A 16,049-nucleotide genomic window follows, 5' to 3' on the forward strand; every position below is an offset into this window, starting at 1 on the left:
CGAACGCGGCTTTCCTGCTGCGAGTTCGCTTAGAAGGGTGTAAGAATTTTGTCGAAACGGTATTAAATCAACGACTTACGGATTATGCGCCCCGCATAATTGATGCACGTTGTTTCCGGAAAATCGGCGGCGGTTGGCGTGTTGTCGGCATGCATACTTGTCGCATGATGATTTCACTCAAAGGCTCCAACGGGAGCCAAGCCAAAATTCTAACTTCAGATTGGGGCAAGCTATCGCCTCACCTGATTGCACGATTCTATCCACTCAAAAAAATGCCCAACGGGGCCGGTTGGGAGCAGAGCCGCGACAAGCGCGAATTGTCCGCCTTCGATAGGTTCACTGTTGACGACGGGTTCGAGGTTCACGCACCACTGTCCGATGGCAATGCGGAAATGACGCTGAACTGGCATTCCCCATTCGAATGCACTGGAGCAGAATCAAAGGCCCCCGCGTTGACTGCAATGCTGCAAACCGGGAACTTGAGCCCGATGCTTCAAGCCGTGGTTGAAAGGACCGGCTTCCTGGAAAATGGTGCCTCATCCGCTCTCGATAAATTGGCGGGTCGAACTGGCATCACAAAGCTCAATTCGACTCAGGTGTTCTCAGGTATGCCACCGCTCAAGCTATCCATAACGTTGCATTTTCGTGCATTCCACGACCCACTTGCTGAAGTGCGCGAACCTATCAGGCAGATTCAGGAATGGGCCGTGCCACAACTGCTTTCGTCGGATGGTCTTGTTTCTGGTGCTATCGAGGGCGCAGGTGAACGAGGCTTCATCGAAACAATCTTTCCATCGATTTCGCCCCAGATCATTGGAATGCGTTATGGGGACAGGACCTACGAGCCGATGGTGATTGAAAGCGTGTCGGAGCCTATCACCGCTGCACGGTCTGAGAAAGGAATCCTTGTTCAGCAAAGCATTCAGATTACTTTATCAACCCTTTCCGCCATCGACCGCCGAGACATCGGTAGGATGTACCGACTGTGAGTGATCTAGCTTAGTCCATGACCTGCGGGCTAAATGATGACGATCAAGGGGTAAAATCTGGCATTTCAGCCAATTTTATAATTCATCCCCGAATTATTAAGATATCCATGTCATCTAGAACATATACCGAAGAGGAAGTACAAGACCTTACCGACCGCGTATTCCTCCTGAAGGAGCAGGTGGAGTCTGGAAAGCTGAAATTCGCAAATCGGGAACTCGCCGATGGATTCTTCAAGAGTTACGATGCAATTCGTCTCCGCCCAGATGGCAAGGTTGATCCATATTCACTGGACGGACGTGTGCGCGCATCGACGCTGGCCATCGTCGCGATGAAGCAGCGGGAAGATGCCAAGAAGTCGCTCAGTTTGGAGCAGGTTCAAGAGGAGTACTTTGGGTTTCTCTTCCGAGAATTTGGTTGGCTGTATGAGCAGATGAAGAAAGCAGACGCGACGCCATACGCGGTATCTGAGGTAGCCGGGCGGGATGACGGCATGATGGATCACCTCTTGGAAGTACTTCCTGAAATGGTCGATGTTGTCCGTGAATTCTGGAGTTCTGTTGCCGAGGTGGCGAGCTACCATGTGCAAGATAGCCGCCAATTAAAGGCTGTATTCGCTGGCGATATATTCCCTGCGCACTGGGAAAATGCCGTTTCGACCGCTGGTCTATATGTAGATACCATCATCTTGCCCTGCCCCATTACGCGGCTGGGGACGATTCTGAAGGCAATGCCATCGAAAGAAGTCGTCAAGATGATCGTCAAACATGTCATGACTGCAATGACCTACAGGGACATTGCTCTTGCAGGCGTTACCCCTCCGATTGCGATGATTGTTCCAAATCCGGATGACGCGGGTGAAGAGCTGCGCGAAGGATTGATTCATCGCGCGACTCCAATGATTTGCGCTCATGCAAAGTACCTATTTGGTCGCACGTTCGAGGGTCTGGAAGATCTCCAGGAATTCTGTATCTACTTGGAGACCGTTGAGCAGGTAATGAAAGAATTGAAGGGGCCAGATCGATTGCTCTTTGACACTGAATGGGGTTCGGACCCCCTTCAGCAACTGGTGAGGTCTATCAAGGAGAATCCCCAGCTATCGCCGATAGAAGGTAACGCGGGGTTTCATGTGTTTTCCGCGTGCACTGGACGAATGTCTCAGGCTATGGGCGCGCAGCAGACTGCTTATCACTTTGGTGGCTCTCCATTCATTAACGCTGAAACTTCCTGGTTACATTACACGTGGATGTTGGAATATGAAGGGACGCCGCGCGGAGACGACATGAGCAATCGACATAGTATGCACGTTGTGCGTGCTTTGGCTGCTGAATCACATAACAACCTTGAATGGCTGGGCAACGTCCCATCAGAGACGGTACTGGAAATCCGAAGGCGCGGCTTGGCCGAAGAGCTGCGTGAGCTTCTTGGGCGTGGCGTTTCCGATCTGATTGGGATTAATCCGGACAACTATTTCCGCACTGCTGACCAAGTAGTTGAGAATCTCGAGACAGCCTTCCGCAAGCACCAAAAGGCGTTAACGGAAGCGCGACAAAAGAAGCTGAAGCTTTACGGAATAGACGTCGGAGCATGTATGGTGACAGGCGCGGTCGGCGTAGCGGCTGCCCTGACTGGCAACACGACTTTGGGCGCGATTTCTGGTGTACTTGGTGTGTCTGGTCTGCCGAATCTCAAGGACATCAAGACGAAGTTCAAGGAAATTGCGGCCGAAGACAAGTTGCGCAAGGAATCTCCCACCGGCTTACTGTTTAAGCACGCTAGGAAGCATTGATTGTCTGAGCGAACGACATGCCAAGCTGTTCAAAATCGAACGATTTCGAACACCGGCAGCGCGGCATGTCCGAAAGTGAGCCAAATTAGTTTCGGACAGCCCAGTGTATTCGGACACCCTTTTCGGACAGTTGCCGCCTGACTCTTTCGCGTTCATAATCAAAAAGAGTCATGGGCGGTTGCACACGCACTGGGCTTCGAGTGGACCTGTATCGATATGGGTAGTTGCAGCTTCCTATCGCTGGGGTCGCTTGACTCAAACTTCTTGCCAAGTTTCAAAGTCATTTTCATCTCATAGTTCCTCTACTGAGGGAGTGGGCATGTGAGCAAGGATGCCCCCGCTTAACTTTCCGACGGAGAAGCGGGGGCAATTCTTTGCGAATCCCCTCGCTAGCATCCATATCGCAGCAATCCACGGTTGATAGATTCAACATCGGCTACTAGCTACCGACGGATTTGTACTGCGCCCCGCCAATCTACCGTTGTCGTGCAGGCCCCGCGCCGCACGAAAGTCGATGTGATTTCGTGCAGTTCCTACATGTGCGAGCGAAAGACTGCACGATTAGGAAAACAGCCTTCGGCAATCCTATTTTCGAGTTGCATTATCAAGCCTTCTTAACCAAGGCTTGAAATATGATCTCGATCAACATCACCTCAAACACCTCTCACCTCATCGTCGACAGCTCCGCCCCAAGCGATCTCAAGCGCATGTACGCCGACGCTATGCGCAACCGCAGTACGGCACGTGCGGCAGAGGAAGTCGTTTCCACGCTGACCCAACTGGTTAGCGAACTAGCCACCCAATCGCTGATGGACAAAGCGGTGCGTGCTGCTGCCGCTGGTGGAAGAAGCGTTACTGATGAACTCCACGCCATGCGGGACGAAATTGCGGAACATTCGCAACGGGCGAAAGCCGAGGTTCAGGACTACGCTGCCCACTGCGCCGCGCGCCAAGCCGAGGTCGCCCCCACCCTGCTCGCGTGCATGAACGAACAATTGTCCATCGATAGCACTGCGACGGAATTGAAGGTACGTATCGCCAATTTCGAAAATGCGCGACAACGTTGCGTCGAGCGTTACAAAGAAGCAGGTCTCGGGGATGAGGAGATCGCGCGCATTGGGCTGAAGCCCACATACGAAGACCTCACCCTCTGGCAACGTGAGCTTGAACAGACATCAAGGCGCAAGGTGGCACTCAATGATTTCATGCGTTCTGCCCCCGATTACGACTTGAGCCTATTGAATGGCGACGGCGCAGCCAACATGCTGTCCGAGGTTTGAATGGCGCTCCGACTCAATAACGAGGCGTGGGCATCGATCCGGCGCTTGTATGAGGCCGGGGCGACAGCCCAAATCCTGGCTCCACAATTCGGCATTACCCCAGGGGCCATCTACCGGAAGAGCAATCTCCAAGGCTGGGCAAAGGCCAAGAATCACTCGCAGACCAACTGCGACCAGCTCGCAGGCATTTCGCAGTCGATCAACCGCTTGGCGGCGGCCATCGAAGGCATGAACAGAAAGTGAAAATATGATGATCGTTGACCCGGCCCCAGCGCCGCCAACACGACAGATGCCCGTCGAACGTGAAGTTCCAGCGCGCCAAGCGCTCACTCGCTTCGTGCGGAACACGAGCCGCCCGGAGGACATGGAAACCCTGCGCCACAACCTGATTGCCGCTCGCATCGTAGCCGGCCTAAACGGTATCGAGGCTGCGGAGCGATTCGGTTATGCAAACAGTACGCAACTTAGCCAAATCGAATCGGGCGCGCGCAAGGTCCCAAGCGACTGGGCATTCCTGCGCCTGGCCTCCAAGACATACGGGGTGTCCACCGACTTCCTTCTGGGACTTAGCCCCCACATCGAGTTCGATAGCAAGGTAACGCAACAACATGCCCTCTTGCGCAAAACAGAGGCGGTTATCGGAAGCGTCGCCGAAACTTTTGCGACGGCACTCATTCGGTTCGCCTCGCAAGAGCAACTTTCTCGCGTAGAAATAGAACGCATTAACAGTGCTGCCGTGCGCTTAGAGGAGGCAATGGCGAAGTTGCGTGAGCGTGGCTTTGACGATTTCCCAGGCGGGTCCGTAATGCTGGCGGCAGTCGACGAAATCGTACAGGCGGCGGAACCGCTGGTGAGGAAAGTGAAGCAGTACCAAACCATTGATGATTACCTTGCCGGAATGCGCGAGGGAAAAATACCCGTGATTCAGTACCTGACTGAGCGATACGACGAAAAAGCAGTCAGAGATGACGTATTGCAGAAGGAGCACAGACAATGACGCAGACTTTCCCAATGTTTAGCCGCGCCGAATGGAAGCAGCGCCGCAGTGAAGAAAATAAGCGCCGACACGCAGAACCCGTCCGCCGAGCCCCAGGGTGGGATGACACCCTTCCAGTGGCCTGCATAAGCATCAGTGCCGCCGCTCGGCACCTTGAGGTAAAGCAAAACGAGCTCTTTGCTTGGCTGAGCGAAAGCCAATGGATAGCGAGGAACGACGCTACAAGCACTTGGACCGGCTGTGAGGCCCCCATTGAGCAAGGATGGCTCGCCATACGGCGAAAGTCCATCGGATTTCAGCGGTACGTTTATCAGGTGGTTGTTACTCCGTGTGGCCTCAATGAGTTGACCCGGAGGTTCTATGGCATCAAATAATGCCGAGCGACTCGCGAAGCACAAGCGCAATTTGCGGGCCGAAGGTTTCAAGCGATTATCCGTGTGGATAGCGCCGGATTTGGCTAATAGGCTCGTCGCCGAACGGCGGGCCGGTGAATGCGGTGGACGTGTACTTGAGCGCCTGCTGCTAGGTAAAGCCGTGCCGCGTCCTAAGTATGGGCGGTGAAAACTTTCGGGATTTTCTTACACATATGCGCCTGCGCGCGCATGAGGGTGGAACACTAGCTGAGGCGCGTAGTTCTATGAGGCGTTGATCGGGTTGGTCATGACAGCGGCATCACTAAAGCCTAATTGCCAAGTGGGCAAATCTTTGAGTTACTATTGGTAAACTGATTCCGAAAGAAGCGCCCATGTATAACTTGTTTGTAACTGCAAATCCAGAAGGCTGGAACTCCCAATACGCACTCATCGATAAGAGTCGTTTTCTGGAATATACACGTGAGCACATTGCTGCTGCTTATCAAGTACTGACCCCGTCGCATATTGATGCTTTGATGTCCTACCCCTGCCTCTTTGCGATAGAAGGCAAGGATTATCCGATGAAAGTAGGGCGGCTAACTAATATCACTGACAAGGGAGGTCGCTGGTATATCGAATTCATTTTCGAGAATCATATTCTGCCAATTCCCTTCACTCTCATCGAACCGTTCACTAGCGCACTAGATATTCGAAAGTGGGAGATGAATCGGACGCATTGGGCAGTCAAAGATGTGGATCTTCCAGCTGTTCTACTTGCTATTGGCGTTGCAGTTCTGCCGCCACTCAATATAGCGAATGGTGCGGCTGGGGGGGCGTTGCCAGCAATCGCTGACACTCAGCAGGTAGTCGAATCGGTAAGTGAGTTCGTTAGCCTTGTCCTGACTGGAAACGAGGGTGATGAGGACGCGGAGGTGTTTTATCGAGGGCATTCAGACCGTGCGAGTTATAAGCTCGTACCTTCGGTGCTAAGGCACGATAAGGAGGGCAATTATCAATATCGCGACAAGGAGCACTTGATCTATCGGGAGCTACTGGTCTCAAACTCAGCGGACTTTGAAGGAGACAGGTTTGCGCTCGACCACCTTGTGCGAATGCAGCACTATTCGTTACCCACTCGCCTATTGGATATCACCAGTAATCCATTGATTGGACTTTATTTTGCATGTAATTCTGAACAAAAAATCGACAAGGATGGTGAGGTGATCGTAATGACGGTCGGCCGCGACAACATCAAGTACTTTGATTCTGATACTGCAAGTTGCCTTGCGAACCTCGCGCGCTTGCCGAAGAGCGAAAAAGATACCATCGATTGGCAAGTCCCGAATTTTAACGATCAGCCAGCAATCCACCGGCTTCTACATTTCATTCGAGAAGACAAGCCCTATTTTGAGAATAGGATTAATCCGGATGATTTGAAAAGTGTTCTTTGTGTAAAAGGAAAACGTACTAACAGCAGAATTGCATCTCAAGCTGGGGCATTTCTGCTATATGGGCACGATGCAGTGCTAGGGGAAACCGGAAATCACCAGATCGCGGTCAAACGAATCGCAGTACGCAATAAAGTGACCATTTTGAAAGAGCTTGACCGCCTAAACATCAATGACAGTACAGTCTTCCCCTACATCGAAAAATCAGCCGAATATATTGCAAAAAAATTCATGTTTAGAGCTGCTGAAGAGGCGGACTTAGCCTGACGATTGCATACATCGCAAATCTAACTATGGACTATCATATTGCGCGGATAAATTACCACTATCGCAAGCTCCACATGACCCGGCAGTGGGGAGCGTCAACGCAGGCTGGGGCGAATGTGGAGTTCGAGGCCTATGTTTTCTTTGAGGTTTGTTTTCACCTGAAAGATTGGATAAAGTTTGATGCTAGATACGATGCACGGCTCCACGATGTTGAAGCCTATGTCAACCAAACAAGGGCGCTACGAATTCTCCACGATCTATGTAATAGGCTTAAGCACAGGACTCTGAGCCGGCCCAAGACGGATATCGGGCCTTTTCTGATGACTTCCACAATTGAAGTTGGTCCTGACGGTGCATATCAGCAATTAAACCGCTTGGAGGCACAAGTCGCCGGAGAGACTTTGTGCATGTACGCATTAGCTGAGCAGGCGATGCATTCTTGGATTGCATATTTCAACGCTTATCCGGTGCTACGCCCAGCATCAGGTTGCAACCTTGCATCACTAGAGTTTAAGAGTTGATTTGCTCCTCCTGGACTGCCGGGTCCTGGGTGGCACGGGGAATATCCATGAGGCCATGTGCTCGGCGGAATACCAACCCAGGTTAAAGGCCACTTACAACCGTTCGAGCTGGTATGAGACGGCCAACTTGGTCTTGAATCGATTGAGCGCCAATTTGAGATGCAGTAGACTATGGATGTGCCATGAAAATGCGGCTGGGACCGTCCGCCGTCGATTCTCCTGTAATCGTAGCCACACCCAATTGACCCTGCAAGGCACCTCGAATCCTTCTATTGGTGGAATTAACACTTCGCGATCAACTGCGCCTGATAATGAGTGCAAAGAAAAAGGGCCAGACGAATCTGGCCCTCCCGCTACAGCTACTTCCGACGGCAGGGCTGTACAGACTTTCTAGTCTATCGGAGCGACCCGCTTAGTGAGCTGCCAACTTGATCGAATTCTAAGTGAACCGTGTCGGGTGTTCAAGCTGTCAGATGCACGGGGATCGGTTGGGAGGCTTAAGAGCAGCGGATTTCCGAAAGTGGGTATAAAAGCGGGTATGAAATGGCCGATATGAAAAACCTATGTAGTGCTGACAAGGCGTATCGGTCGCACTTTCTGTTTAACGTTTGATGCAGGCCAGCGCCCTCGCTGCCGCGCTGGCGGCGCTGCTGTTGACTGCGCCGGCGGTGGCGCAGCAGGGCGCCTACTTCCACAAGAAATTTGATGGCACCATCGGCGACAAGCTCAAGTTCAGCATGGACTTGAAAAATGTCGATGGCGTCATTTCCGGCACTTACCGCTATGCGGGCAAGAAATCCGAGCTCTTCCTGAAAGGCAAGGCCGCACCCGACGGCACGCTTGTGATGGACGAGCAGCTCGCATTCAATCCCACGGTCACGGGCCGCTTGCGCGCGGTGCTGCGCGACGGCAGCCTGCAGGGCAGCTGGCAATCGCCGGACGGCGGCAAGAACTTGCCGCTGGTCGCCCACCAGACTTCTGAAATCATCATCCCGCCGAAAAAGGCGCTGTTGGCCGGTGCGGTCGGCAAGTATCGCCTGTCCGCGATCCAAGGATTTGGCGGTGCCAATACCATGTGGGACCTGAGCCGCGACAGCAAGGGGCGCTGGAGTGGCCGCGAATCTTCGATTTCCGGCGGCACGCGCCAAGGGGGCGACATGGGCTTGAGCAAGAGCGACGAAAAGCTCCTCGCCAGCACCCTGGTCGAAGTGTTGCCCGACCTGTCCGTGCGCCTCTCGGCTGGAGGCAAGTTGCTGCTTACCGTGCCGTTTCGCGAAGAAGGCATGGAGTACGGCCTGAGGGAGGCCTTCGACGACAATCTGAAGGCCTTGTCGCCCAGGACTACGGTGTGGGATGAGCAGCTGTACCTGCTGGCACAGGAAAACACCACCTTCTACCGCTCCCTCTATACCGCACTGGTCGAGGATCAACCGGCCCGGGTGCTGCTGCGCTACTCGGTCGTCAGCGCATCGCTCGAATTGACCATTAAGCCGGCCGGGTGCTGCGACAATGCGGTCCTGACCTTCGCCCGCTCCAACTGATCGAGCGGGGATTGCCGGCCCAAGTCCTGCCTTGCGCGGTGTTTCTATCGAATTTCAAAAATGGGCTATCAAGTCGAGAAGATGTCCCGCGAGGACATCGATTGGATTTATTCGGTCGCGGCGCTCGCCGGGTGGCATTGGTACCTGCACCCGCGCCAGTCGGCGGAAGTGATGTGGTTGGGTGGCGGATTCACGGTCGACCGGGCTGCGGGAAGCTTCATGTTGTGGTTGGCGCGCCGAAGGGAGATGCCCGCAGACCACTACCTGTTCCACTGTAACGAATGGACATTGCACTTGTGGCAGGAAGATCACTGCGAATATTCGGTCGAGGACATGCCAGCAGGCCCTGAGGACAACCTGGAGCAGGCGCGGGTGCTGGTCGAGAAAGCATTCCAGTCCGGCGGGTGGCACCTTACTGGCAAAAAAGACGACATTTTCGCTGTGCCTGCCAATGGTGCGTGGTACAGGCTATATCGCCGCGGACCCATCTCCAATCAAGTTGCTATTGAAGGCCAAGCCCGGATTCCGCCAAAATTGCTAAGCAGCCTGAAGGAAGAAATTACGGCGGCTTTTGCAGTATTTGGCGATTCGGGACGCGGCCCCACGATAGGAGCTACAGGCTGGCCGATGATCCCTGTTTTCGTCGCGGAGGACAGGCGGGGTTGATTGTTACTTGGTCTTTGCCTCGTGCTCGGCGATCGCTTTGGTGAAGCTATCCATCAACGGGTTCGGCACGGCCAGCGACAGCTGGTAATGCTCGATCTTGAAGCCCTTGCCAGTATTGACCAGCACGCCGCTGGCCTGGCAAGTCCCCATCTGTGTGTTGAGCTGTTCGTCGAACCACACGTATTTCTTGTCCGGCGAGAAGTAGACATTGCGCTTTTGCGCGGTGAAGCTCCACGCCTTCTTGCGATCCCAGAAACGCTTGGCCCAGGCCTTGAATTCCTGGTAGCTCCACACCTCGCTCTTGTCGGTGCCGATGAACACGGCGTCCGGCGTGAACTTGTCCCAGTAGTCGGGGCGGGTGTTGGCTGCGTCGTCGTGCCAGCTGTCGACGAAGGCGTTGACCTGCTGGCGGAATTCGCTGTCCGGGTCGACGGCCAGAGCGCTGTGCATCATGAGGACGGTGGCGGCGGCGATCAGCAAGCGTTTCATTCGGTTGTCTCCCGGGTCAATGTTGGCGAAATAGTATAATCGTTGGATTGTGCACAGCATCCAGTAAAGAAAATGGCCTCACCCAACGAAAACGCCAGCATGGCACTGTTCTGCGACTTCGAAAACGTCGCACTGGGCGTCCGCGACGCCAACTACGAGAAATTCGACATCAAGCCGGTGCTGGAACGCCTGCTGCTGAAGGGCAGCATCGTGGTCAAGAAGGCTTACTGCGACTGGGACCGCTACAAGGGCTTCAAGGGCCCGATGCATGAGGCGAATTTCGAACTGATTGAAATCCCGCACGTGCGCCTGTCCGGCAAGAATTCGGCCGACATCCGCATGGTGGTCGATGCGCTGGACCTGTGCTACACCAAGGCCCACGTCAACACCTTCGTCATCATTTCGGGCGACTCCGACTTTTCGCCGCTGGTGTCCAAGCTGCGCGAGAACGCCAAGCGCGTGATCGGCGTGGGCGTGAAGGATTCCACCTCGGACCTGCTGGTGGCCAACTGCGACGAGTTCATTTTCTACGACGACCTGGTGCGCGAATCGCGCCGCCAGCGCCAGGCGAGCCGCGATGCGAGCGAGCAAAAGCCGAAGCGCACGCCGGAAGAAGAGAAGCGCCGCCGCGAAGAGATGGACAAGCGCCGCAACCAGTGCGTGGAAATCGCCTACACCACGTTCGATGCGCTGGCTGCCGAACGTGGCGAAGGCAAGATCTGGGCTTCCGTGCTGAAGGAGGCGATCAAGCGCCGCAAGCCGGATTTCAGCGAGTCGTATTACGGTTTCCGCACCTTCGGCAACCTGCTGGAAGAAATGAAGGCGCGCGGCCTGCTGGAATTCGGCCGCGACGAGAAGTCCGGCGCCTACGTGTACCGTAGCAGCCAGCCGGTCGTGCTGCCGGTTGAAGCGCAGGTCGAGCAGGACGCTGGAATTGTGGCGGACGCCGTTGCAGCGGAGGCGCAGGAACTCCATGAGGAAGCTTCTGCTGCCCCCGGCGAGCCGGCAGGCGACGCGCGCCGCGAACGCGAAGGCCGCGACGGCCGCCGCAACCGCGGTAACCGTGGTGGTCGCGGCCGTCGCGGCGAGGGCGATGCGGCTGCAGGAACTGCGGCCGCCCCGGTCGAGGTTCCAGCCGATGCCGAAGTCGCTGCCGTGGCTGCGCTGGAGGAGGTGGCTCCAGTGGTGGAAGTGGCGACCGAAGCCCCGGCGGAAGCGCCTGCTGAAACCCCGGCCAAGCGCACCCGCGCTGCTGCCAAGAAGCCGGCGGCCAAGAAGGCCAGCTCGCGCGGCAGCAAGGTAGCGCAGGCGGCTGCCGATGCGGCGGAAGCGGTGCAGCAGGCCGAGGCAGTGTTGGCTGCGGTTGCGGCTGATGCGGTGGTAGCCGAAGCAGCGGCACTGGAAGCGCCGCCAGCGGAAGCCGCGGCGGAAGCCAAGCAGACGGCGCAGAAGCGCGTCAGGAAGCCCGGCACGCACAAGCCGTCCGCGCGCAGCAAGCTGCCGAAGAAGCCGAAAACAGAAGCTTAACGTTCACGATTCGCCGCGCACCGCGCGGCGAAGTTTTTTCTGCCATACTCGCAAGCACTATGCCCTTCATCTCCGAACTGACCCTTTACCCGATCAAGTCCTGCGCGGGCCTGTCGTTGAAGCACGCGACCCTGACCCGCGCCGGCCTGATGACCGAGCAGATCTACGATCGCGAGTGGATGCTGGTCGACGCCGGCGGCGTGGCGCTGACCCAGCGCGACCATCCGCGCATGGCGCTGATCGTGCCGCGCCTGAAAGCTGAAGCCATGGAGTTGCGCGCGCCCGGCATGCTGCAGCTGGAAATCCCGCTTGGCCTGCCCGACCCGGACCGCGCGCCGACGCTGCAGGTACAAGTCTGGGACGACAGCGTGCTGGCCTACGATTGCGATGAAACGACCGCCACCTGGTTCAGCAAGTTCCTCGGCATCGAATGCCGCCTGGCGCGCTTCCACGCCAACGCAAAGCGCCTGACCAGCGGCAAATGGACTAACGGCGACCAGCACCCGACCCTGTTCTCCGACGGCTACCCGATCCTGGTGATCGGCACCGGTTCCCTGCAGGACCTCAATGAAAAACTGCAGCAGCAAGGCCGCCAGCCCTTGCCGATGAACCGCTTCCGTCCCAACCTGGTGGTGGGAGACCTGGACGCCTTCGAAGAAGACTACACCGAGGAATTCCGCATCGGTGAGGCCGTCCTGAAGCCGGTCAAGCCCTGCGCGCGCTGCCCGATGCCGTCGGTCGACCAGGCCACCGGCGAATTCGGCCCGGACCCGCTGGACATCCTGCAAAGCTACCGCGCCAAGCCGGAAGTCGATGGCGGCATCTGCTTCGGCATGAATGCAATCGTAGCAACAGGTGATGGCATAAAACTATCGGTTGGCGACCCAATCGAGGTTACACTGTCGTTTTAGTAGTGAATATCGGCAGGGCGATGGAGATCACGCAGAAAATCACGGGCAAGCAGCCCACATTGGCGGAACTGGCGGCAGAAAACCAGTCTCTGCGCGCCCGTCTTGCCTACCTGATCGAGCAGGCCGAACGCAATCACTCGATCATGACGCGCCACCAGGCATTCGACCTGGAGATTGTCGGCGCGGCCAGCTTCCCCGAGCTGATTGGCACCATTTTCCGCACCCTGCCGGTGATTTCCGACCTCGATGCTGTGACCCTGTCGCTGGTCGACGTGGATGACGATATCCGCACCGTGATGGAAAAGCTGGGCGTCGATTTCGCCGACTTTCCCAACCTGGTGTTCGTGCCGGACACGGAGAGCCTGACCTTCGAGATCGAACCGGGCCAGGCGCCCAAGCCCTGCCTTGGCATGTTCGACGCACGGAAGCACGGGCCGCAGTTCCCGCAGCCTGGCATGCGCCTGCAAAGCGTGGGCGTGGTACCGCTGCTGCGCAACAAGCGGCTGATTGGCTCGCTGAACCTGGGCAGCGCCGACCCGACGCGTTTCTCGCCCAGCCTGGGCACCGATTTCATCGAGCATATGGCCTCCATCATCGCCATCTGCCTGGAGAACGTGATCTCCAACGAAATGCTGAAGTACATGGGGCTGACCGATGCGCTGACCGGCGTGTTCAACCGCCGCTACGTCGATCGCCGCCTGCTCGAAGAAATTGCGCGCGCACGCCGGCAGTCCTATCCGGTGTCGTTCATGTACATCGACATCGACCATTTCAAGCGCGTCAACGATACAGTCGGCCACGGCGGCGGCGATGAAGTGCTGCGCGAAGTGGCCAACCGCATCAAGGCGGAGCTGCGGCTGTCGGACGCGCTGGCGCGCTTTGGCGGCGAGGAATTCGTGGTGCTGCTGATCGATGCTGACCTGGAGAGCGCGACCTATGTGGGCGAACGCATCCGCGCCGGCATCGCGGCCAGCATGATCGAGCTGTCGCACGGCGTGAAGGTGTCGATCACGGCTTCGGTCGGCGTGTCCAGCCTGGCGCAGGTGCCTGATGACGTGTCGCCGGAAGAGCAGGCGACGCAACTGATCGAACAGGCCGACGAAGCCCTGTACCAGGCCAAGGAAGGCGGCCGCAACCGAGTGATCCGCTACGCTGCGTAGAACCGGCAACCCGGTGTCTGACCCGCAGGGTCAGACACTGACTTACCGGTTTTCAAGCCAGCAGGTCGTTTTCCGCACGCGCCACTTCCTCGGCCGTGCCGCGCAGTACCACCACGTCGCCGGCTTCCAGCGTGGTGCCAGCATCTGCATCCAGCCGCACTGTTCCGCGACGGATGGCGGAAATTTCGGCGCCGGTGCCATCCAGCCCCAGGTCCTTCACGCATTTGCCGATGCAGGAAGCCTGCTCGCCCAGCGGCACCGAGTGCAGGCGCACCATTTCCGACTCTTCGCCGCTGTCGCTGGCGCCGTGGAAATAGCCGCGCAGCGAGGCGTAGCGCTCTTCGCGGGCGCGCTGCACGCGGTGCACCACGCGCCGCAGCGGCACGCCCAGCATCACCAGCGCGTGCGATGCCAGCATCAGCGAGCCTTCCATCAGTTCCGGCACCACTTCGGCGGCGCCAGCTTCCTTCAGGCGGTCCAGGTCCGAATCGTCGTGCGAGCGCACGATCACCGGCAGCTCCGGCGCCAGTTCGTGCACCAGGTGCAGCACCCGCAGCGCCGAAGGCGTCGAGGCGTAAGTGATCACCACCGCCGAAGCGCGCTTGATGCCGGCTGCCACCAGCGACTCGCGCCGCGCCGCGTCGCCGTAGGACACGTTGGCGCCGGCGGCTTGCGCCTCCTGCACCCGCAGCGGGTCCAGGTCCAGCGCCTGGTAAGGAATCTTCTCTTCGGTCAGCAAGGTCGCCAGCGACTGGCCCGAGCGGCCGAAGCCGGCCACGATCACGTGCTTCTGCGCCGACATCGTGCGCGCTGCGATATTGGTCAGGTTCAGCGACTGCATCATCCACTCGTTGGCGGAGAACTTCAGCACGATCTTGTCCGACTGCGCGATCAGGAAAGGCGCCAGCAGCATCGACAGCACCATCGAGGCCAGCACCACCTGCACCACGAAGGGGTCGACCAGCTTCATGCCGCCCACGACGTTGAGCAGGACGAAGCCGAATTCGCCCGCCTGCGCCAGCGCCAGGCCGGTACGCATGGCAGTCGAGGTGGAGGCGCCGAACAGGCGCGCCAGGCCCGCGATCAGGGCAAACTTCAGCAGCACGGGCCCGGTGAGCAGCACCAGTACCAGCCACCAGTTTTCCAGCACCACGCGCGCGTTCAGCAGCATGCCGACGGTGATGAAGAACAGGCCCAGCAGCACGTCGCGGAAGGGCTTGATGTCTTCCTCCACCTGGTGCTTGTACTCGGTCTCGGAGATCAGCATGCCAGCCACGAAGGCGCCCAGCGCCATCGACAGGCCGGCCTGTTCCGTGATCCAGGCCGCGCCCAGCGTCACCAGCAGCAGGTTGAGCATGAACAGCTCCTGCGAGCGGCGCAGCACGACAATGGTGAACCACTTGCGCATCACTTTCTGGCCGACAAACAGCAGCAGGAGCAGCACCACGGCCGCCTTCAGCCCGGCCAGGCCCAGGGTCTTGGGCAAGTCGGCCGGATTCTGCGCCAGGGCCGGGATCAGGATCAGCAGCGGCACCACCGCCAGGTCCTGGAACAGCAGGATGCCGATGATCTTGCGTCCGTGCTCGCTCTCCAGCTCCAGGCGTTCCGTGAGCAATTTGACTACAATGGCGGTCGACGACATCGCCAGCGCGCCGCCCAGTGCGAACGAAGCTTGCCAGCCCAGCTGGATCGAGGGCGGCAGCAGGAAGTGGATGAGCCAGCCGAACAGCATGGTGGCGGCAATGGTGAGGCCGACCTGCGCCATGCCCAGCCCGAACACGATCGAGCGCATGGCCATCAGCTTGGGCAGGGAAAACTCGAGCCCGATCGAGAACATCAGGAACACCACCCCGAACTCGCCCAGCAACTCCGTCGCGTGGCTTTGCTCGGCCAGCCCCATGGCATGGGGGCCCAGCAGGATGCCGACAGCCAGGTAGCCCAGCATCGGCGGCAGGTGCATCATGCGGAAGGCAACCACGCCAAGGACGGCGCTGCCGAGGAGGAGGAGGGTCAGTTCAAGGGGGGAGAACATCCGTTGTTTGTTTTGTCTGGCAAGTTTTTTGCTTATCTAATTCGGCTATACTTCGGGCATGAGTTTAACCCATGAAAAAAC

Annotated in this window: 15 protein-coding genes; 13 read left to right on the plus strand and 2 right to left on the minus strand. The window is 57.5% G+C overall.

The window, feature by feature from the left end; translation table 11 throughout:
- The first annotated feature begins 164 nt into the window (after nucleotides 1-164).
- The 10 genes from ACN9MU_RS04705 (at nucleotide 165) to ACN9MU_RS04750 (ending at nucleotide 9,849) form a co-directional block, all read left to right on the plus strand.
- Nucleotides 165-989: a hypothetical protein gene (locus ACN9MU_RS04705; protein ID WP_426344245.1), complete on the plus strand. Its 825-nt coding sequence runs from the start codon at nucleotides 165-167 to the stop codon at nucleotides 987-989.
- 107 nt (nucleotides 990-1,096) lie between these two features.
- Nucleotides 1,097-2,776: a hypothetical protein gene (locus ACN9MU_RS04710; protein ID WP_426344246.1), complete on the plus strand. Its 1,680-nt coding sequence runs from the start codon at nucleotides 1,097-1,099 to the stop codon at nucleotides 2,774-2,776.
- Between the two features lie 632 nt (nucleotides 2,777-3,408).
- The gene (locus tag ACN9MU_RS04715; RefSeq protein WP_426344247.1) at nucleotides 3,409-4,056 is read left to right on the plus strand and encodes a hypothetical protein; all 648 of its coding nucleotides are present in this window, start codon (nucleotides 3,409-3,411) and stop codon (nucleotides 4,054-4,056) included.
- Entirely contained in the window at nucleotides 4,057-4,299 is a 243-nt protein-coding gene (locus ACN9MU_RS04720; RefSeq protein WP_426344248.1) for a helix-turn-helix domain-containing protein, read from the plus strand.
- Between the two features lie 4 nt (nucleotides 4,300-4,303).
- Nucleotides 4,304-5,053 (plus strand): helix-turn-helix domain-containing protein, encoded by a 750-nt coding sequence (locus ACN9MU_RS04725; protein ID WP_426344249.1) that lies wholly within the window; start codon nucleotides 4,304-4,306, stop codon nucleotides 5,051-5,053.
- 14 nt (nucleotides 5,054-5,067) lie between these two features.
- Nucleotides 5,068-5,427 (plus strand): phage antirepressor KilAC domain-containing protein, encoded by a 360-nt coding sequence (locus ACN9MU_RS04730; RefSeq protein ID WP_426344869.1) that lies wholly within the window; start codon nucleotides 5,068-5,070, stop codon nucleotides 5,425-5,427.
- Nucleotides 5,428-5,798: 371 nt separating this feature from the next.
- A complete protein-coding gene (locus ACN9MU_RS04735) occupies nucleotides 5,799-7,121 on the plus strand; it encodes an FRG domain-containing protein (protein WP_426344250.1) in 1,323 nt (440 codons plus the stop codon).
- A gap of 26 nt (nucleotides 7,122-7,147) precedes the next feature.
- Nucleotides 7,148-7,642: a hypothetical protein gene (locus ACN9MU_RS04740; RefSeq protein WP_426344251.1), complete on the plus strand. Its 495-nt coding sequence runs from the start codon at nucleotides 7,148-7,150 to the stop codon at nucleotides 7,640-7,642.
- Between the two features lie 611 nt (nucleotides 7,643-8,253).
- Nucleotides 8,254-9,183 carry a hypothetical protein gene (locus ACN9MU_RS04745; RefSeq protein ID WP_426344252.1) on the plus strand — a complete coding sequence of 310 codons (930 nt, stop codon included), beginning with the start codon at nucleotides 8,254-8,256 and terminating at the stop codon, nucleotides 9,181-9,183.
- A 60-nt stretch (nucleotides 9,184-9,243) separates the two neighbouring features.
- Entirely contained in the window at nucleotides 9,244-9,849 is a 606-nt protein-coding gene (locus ACN9MU_RS04750) for a hypothetical protein (RefSeq protein WP_426344253.1), read from the plus strand.
- A 3-nt stretch (nucleotides 9,850-9,852) separates the two neighbouring features.
- Here ACN9MU_RS04750 and ACN9MU_RS04755 read toward each other — a convergent pair whose 3' ends face one another.
- On the minus strand, nucleotides 9,853-10,338 hold the full coding sequence (locus tag ACN9MU_RS04755) for a nuclear transport factor 2 family protein (RefSeq protein ID WP_426167877.1): 486 nt from the start codon (nucleotides 10,336-10,338) through the stop codon (nucleotides 9,853-9,855).
- Between the two features lie 72 nt (nucleotides 10,339-10,410).
- On the opposite strand from ACN9MU_RS04755, the gene ACN9MU_RS04760 reads away from it, so the two are divergent.
- The 3 genes from ACN9MU_RS04760 to ACN9MU_RS04770 are packed head-to-tail and all read left to right on the plus strand — an operon-like array spanning nucleotide 10,411 to nucleotide 13,936.
- Nucleotides 10,411-11,865 (plus strand): NYN domain-containing protein, encoded by a 1,455-nt coding sequence (locus tag ACN9MU_RS04760; RefSeq protein ID WP_426320773.1) that lies wholly within the window; start codon nucleotides 10,411-10,413, stop codon nucleotides 11,863-11,865.
- 59 nt (nucleotides 11,866-11,924) lie between these two features.
- The gene (locus ACN9MU_RS04765; protein ID WP_426320775.1) at nucleotides 11,925-12,776 is read left to right on the plus strand and encodes an MOSC domain-containing protein; all 852 of its coding nucleotides are present in this window, start codon (nucleotides 11,925-11,927) and stop codon (nucleotides 12,774-12,776) included.
- Between the two features lie 20 nt (nucleotides 12,777-12,796).
- A complete protein-coding gene (locus tag ACN9MU_RS04770) occupies nucleotides 12,797-13,936 on the plus strand; it encodes a DUF484 family protein (protein ID WP_426344870.1) in 1,140 nt (379 codons plus the stop codon).
- Between the two features lie 52 nt (nucleotides 13,937-13,988).
- Here ACN9MU_RS04770 and ACN9MU_RS04775 read toward each other — a convergent pair whose 3' ends face one another.
- Nucleotides 13,989-15,968, minus strand: coding sequence for a cation:proton antiporter (locus tag ACN9MU_RS04775; RefSeq protein ID WP_426320777.1), 1,980 nt, complete (start codon nucleotides 15,966-15,968; stop codon nucleotides 13,989-13,991).
- Nucleotides 15,969-16,049 lie beyond the last annotated feature (81 nt).

Source organism: Pseudoduganella sp. R-32 (assembly GCF_049913245.1).
Lineage (GTDB): Bacteria > Pseudomonadota > Gammaproteobacteria > Burkholderiales > Burkholderiaceae_D > Rugamonas.

What these genes read in the sequence shown, in the direction of transcription:
- ACN9MU_RS04730 (WP_426344869.1), top strand. Translation starts at nt 5,068, where the DNA reads ATGTTTAGCCGCGCCGAATGGAAGCAGCGCCGCAGTGAAGAAAATAAG.
- ACN9MU_RS04745 (WP_426344252.1), top strand. Translation starts at nt 8,254, where the DNA reads ATGCAGGCCAGCGCCCTCGCTGCCGCGCTGGCGGCGCTGCTGTTGACT.
- ACN9MU_RS04755 (WP_426167877.1), bottom strand. Translation starts at nt 10,338, where the DNA reads ATGAAACGCTTGCTGATCGCCGCCGCCACCGTCCTCATGATGCACAGC.
- ACN9MU_RS04760 (WP_426320773.1), top strand. Translation starts at nt 10,411, where the DNA reads ATGGCCTCACCCAACGAAAACGCCAGCATGGCACTGTTCTGCGACTTC.
- ACN9MU_RS04705 (WP_426344245.1), top strand. Translation starts at nt 165, where the DNA reads ATGATGATTTCACTCAAAGGCTCCAACGGGAGCCAAGCCAAAATTCTA.
- ACN9MU_RS04725 (WP_426344249.1), top strand. Translation starts at nt 4,304, where the DNA reads ATGATGATCGTTGACCCGGCCCCAGCGCCGCCAACACGACAGATGCCC.
- ACN9MU_RS04770 (WP_426344870.1), top strand. Translation starts at nt 12,797, where the DNA reads ATGGAGATCACGCAGAAAATCACGGGCAAGCAGCCCACATTGGCGGAA.
- ACN9MU_RS04765 (WP_426320775.1), top strand. Translation starts at nt 11,925, where the DNA reads ATGCCCTTCATCTCCGAACTGACCCTTTACCCGATCAAGTCCTGCGCG.
- ACN9MU_RS04775 (WP_426320777.1), bottom strand. Translation starts at nt 15,968, where the DNA reads ATGTTCTCCCCCCTTGAACTGACCCTCCTCCTCCTCGGCAGCGCCGTC.
- ACN9MU_RS04750 (WP_426344253.1), top strand. Translation starts at nt 9,244, where the DNA reads ATGGGCTATCAAGTCGAGAAGATGTCCCGCGAGGACATCGATTGGATT.
- ACN9MU_RS04740 (WP_426344251.1), top strand. Translation starts at nt 7,148, where the DNA reads ATGGACTATCATATTGCGCGGATAAATTACCACTATCGCAAGCTCCAC.
- ACN9MU_RS04735 (WP_426344250.1), top strand. Translation starts at nt 5,799, where the DNA reads ATGTATAACTTGTTTGTAACTGCAAATCCAGAAGGCTGGAACTCCCAA.
- ACN9MU_RS04715 (WP_426344247.1), top strand. Translation starts at nt 3,409, where the DNA reads ATGATCTCGATCAACATCACCTCAAACACCTCTCACCTCATCGTCGAC.
- ACN9MU_RS04710 (WP_426344246.1), top strand. Translation starts at nt 1,097, where the DNA reads ATGTCATCTAGAACATATACCGAAGAGGAAGTACAAGACCTTACCGAC.
- ACN9MU_RS04720 (WP_426344248.1), top strand. Translation starts at nt 4,057, where the DNA reads ATGGCGCTCCGACTCAATAACGAGGCGTGGGCATCGATCCGGCGCTTG.